Annotated in this window: 3 protein-coding genes; all 3 read left to right on the top strand. The window is 44.1% G+C overall.

Annotated features, from left to right (window positions below; all coding sequences use genetic code 11):
- Nucleotides 1-9 precede the first annotated feature (9 nt).
- The 3 genes from NFS18_RS19130 to tnpC all read left to right on the top strand — a co-directional run bounded on the left by NFS18_RS19130 (nucleotide 10) and on the right by tnpC (nucleotide 2,639).
- Nucleotides 10-375 carry an IS66 family insertion sequence element accessory protein TnpB gene (locus NFS18_RS19130; RefSeq protein WP_251393150.1) on the top strand — a complete coding sequence of 122 codons (366 nt, stop codon included), beginning with the start codon at nucleotides 10-12 and terminating at the stop codon, nucleotides 373-375.
- Nucleotides 365-727 carry an IS66 family insertion sequence element accessory protein TnpB gene (gene tnpB / locus NFS18_RS19125; protein ID WP_251393148.1) on the top strand — a complete coding sequence of 121 codons (363 nt, stop codon included), beginning with the start codon at nucleotides 365-367 and terminating at the stop codon, nucleotides 725-727. The genes NFS18_RS19130 and tnpB overlap by 11 nt, the downstream gene beginning before the upstream one ends.
- A gap of 292 nt (nucleotides 728-1,019) precedes the next feature.
- The gene (gene tnpC, locus NFS18_RS19120; protein WP_251393136.1) at nucleotides 1,020-2,639 is read left to right on the top strand and encodes an IS66 family transposase; all 1,620 of its coding nucleotides are present in this window, start codon (nucleotides 1,020-1,022) and stop codon (nucleotides 2,637-2,639) included.
- Nucleotides 2,640-2,823 lie beyond the last annotated feature (184 nt).

The following is a 2,823-nucleotide window of genomic DNA, read 5'->3' as shown; positions in this document are numbered from 1 at the left end:
AGGTGAGTCATGAAATCTCACACAAGTTTAGTTGCACAGCAAACCCGTCTGAGTGAATGGGCTGATCTGATCAGAGATTGTCAAAACCGTCCGCAAGGAATGAAGATCGATGAATGGTGTCAGCTGCACGACATTACAAAAGCAAGTTATTACTGGAGGCTCCGAAAAGTCCGTGAGGCTTACCTGGAAACTGCGGAGCAGACACAAACATTTGTAGAAGTTCCTTCTCCTGCAATCCATCCGGTAAATATGACATCGGAGCATAAAATCACTGCCGTGATCAGAGGTAGGAACCACCTTACTTTGGAAATCACTGAACAGGCATCTGCCTCATTTCTAAAAACACTTTTGGGAGTGATCAGCAATGCTCAATGATGGCTCTGGATTCAAAAAAGTGTATCTGGCGACCGGCTTTACAGATCTGCGCAGAGGGATTGATGGCTTAGCCAGGATTATACGTTTTCAGTTCCAGTTGGATCCTTACGATAAGAATACATTATTCTTATTTTGTGGCAAACGAACAGATCGCATAAAAGGACTTATCTGGGAAGGGGACGGATTTCTCCTTTTATACAAGCGGATTGAAAACGGGAACTTCCGATGGCCTCGCACACAGGAGGAAGCGCTGGAGATTAGCACAGACCAGTATCGAATGTTGATGCAGGGTCTGGAAATCGTTGCCAGACATCCAATAGAAGAAGCTCCTGATCCTGGATTCTCCTTGTGATTTGTGCAAAACGCAGAAAATAAAATCATTTTCATCCATGTCAGGTTATCCTGTGCAATATAAAATTTAAAGTTATTCACATCCTGAAAGTTTTCTGTGAGTTTCTATATATTCCTGGCTCCAAAACTTTTCAGATTGTGGATAACAGTCATAAATATCTGAAATTCAGGCTTTTATTTTCAGGTATTCATGACTGTTATCCACCGTCAAAATGACGAAGGTGACAGAATTCAAAAATAGCCAAAAACCGTTGGTTCTGCTATAATAGCACTCAGGAAAGTGAGGTTTGGTTATGGCAGTTAAGTATACGGAGGAACAATTAAATAGTGTTGATAAGTCGTTTCTTATCCAGCTTCTTTTACAACAGCAGGAACAATTGGAAGCCATAACAAAGGAGCTTCACGCATCGAATGAAAAAATGCGGCTTCTGATGGAACAGGTGATCCCTGGTAAGCAGAACCGTTTTGGCAGGTCTTCTGAAAAAATGGAAGATACCAGCCAGATCTGTTTTCGTGAAGTAGACGGAACGATTATCTTTTTCAATGAAGCGGAAGCTGTCTGTGATCTTAATGCGGCAGAGCCTGATGATCTGGAACTGAAGTCCCCAAAGCAGCCGAAGCGTAAGGGAAAGAAAGAAGCAGATCTTTCCGGGCTTCCGGTCAGACGGATCGACCATTATCTGTCTGAGGAGGAATTGGAAGCAGAATTCGGTGTCAAGGGTTGGAAACAGTTACCGGATGCCATTTCCAGAAAATATCATTTCGTGCCTGCTAAGGTAGAAGTGGAAGAACATCACATCGGTGTGTATGCCAGCAAAACAGATGAACACATGGTAAAGGCGGATCATCCAAAGGCGTTACTGCATGGGAGTCTGGTATCACCATCTCTGGGTGCTGCGATCATCAATGGAAAGTATGTGAATGCAGTCCCTCTCTATCGGTTAGAGCAGGAATTCCAGCGTTATGGCCTGCAGATCACAAGGCAGAACATGGCAAACTGGTGTATACGTTTGGCAGAGGAATATCTATCAATCCTTTATGATTATCTTCATAAAGAATTGTATTTCTACCATGTCATCCAGGCAGACGAGACGCCGGTGCTTGTAAACCATGACGGACGCAAAGCCGGGAGCAAAAGCTGGATGTGGGTATACCGTTCCGGACATTTGTATCAAAAACGGCAGATTGTCCTGTATGAATACCAGCAGACGAGAAACGCATCCCATCCACGGGAATTCCTAAAAGGGTACGACGGCATCTGCGTAACAGACGGTTACCAGGTCTACCATACTTTAGAAAAAGAGTTGAAAGAACTGACCATTGCCGGATGCTGGGCGCACTGTCGCCGCAGATTTGATGAAGCCTTAAAGCTGATCCCCAAATCATATCAAAAGGAATCCAATGCATTTCTTCTGATGAAACAGATCCAGGCAATCTATCGGGAAGAAGGGAAACTGAATGACCTTTCTTCTGATGAACGGCTTAAGCAACGGCAGGCGGTTATCAAACCACTTGTGGATGCGTTTTTTGCGTACCTAAAAACTATAAATGTGTCCAAGAAGGATAAATTTGGTGATGCTGTCGGTTATGCGCTGAATCAGGAAAAATATCTCCGGGTATTTCTCACAGATGGAGATGTTCCGATCGATAATAATGCATCCGAAAGGGCAATCCGTGGTTTTTGTATCGGAAAGAAGAACTGGCAGATGATCGATACGATCCATGGTGCCAAGTCTTCCGCAATCATTTACAGTATTGTAGAAACTGCAAAAGCCAATAATCTGAAACCTTTTGATTATGTGCAGCATCTCTTGGAAGAGATTCCGAAACACATGGATGACAAGGATGGTTCCTTTTTGGAAAATCTACTGCCATGGTCAGAAAAACTCCCGGCAGAGATCCGCAAAGCTTAAATATCGGTGGCTGCAAAGCAGCCGCCTAAAAATGTCAAGGTACTCGTTATTTTGCGTTTACGAACTTACATCGGCAAGTGTGGTCCAGCTTTGCTGGACACACCGCAATCGAGTAGGGGGAATTTAATCCCCCTCTCACACCACCAGTACGTGCCGTTCGGCATACGGCGGTTCAACATAACTT

Source organism: Mediterraneibacter agrestimuris (assembly GCF_943193195.1).
In the GTDB taxonomy this organism is placed as follows: Bacteria; Bacillota; Clostridia; order Lachnospirales; family Lachnospiraceae; genus Schaedlerella; species Schaedlerella agrestimuris.
Note: the sequence above shows the minus strand (reverse complement) of the source record. Positions and strands in the feature narration are given on the sequence as shown.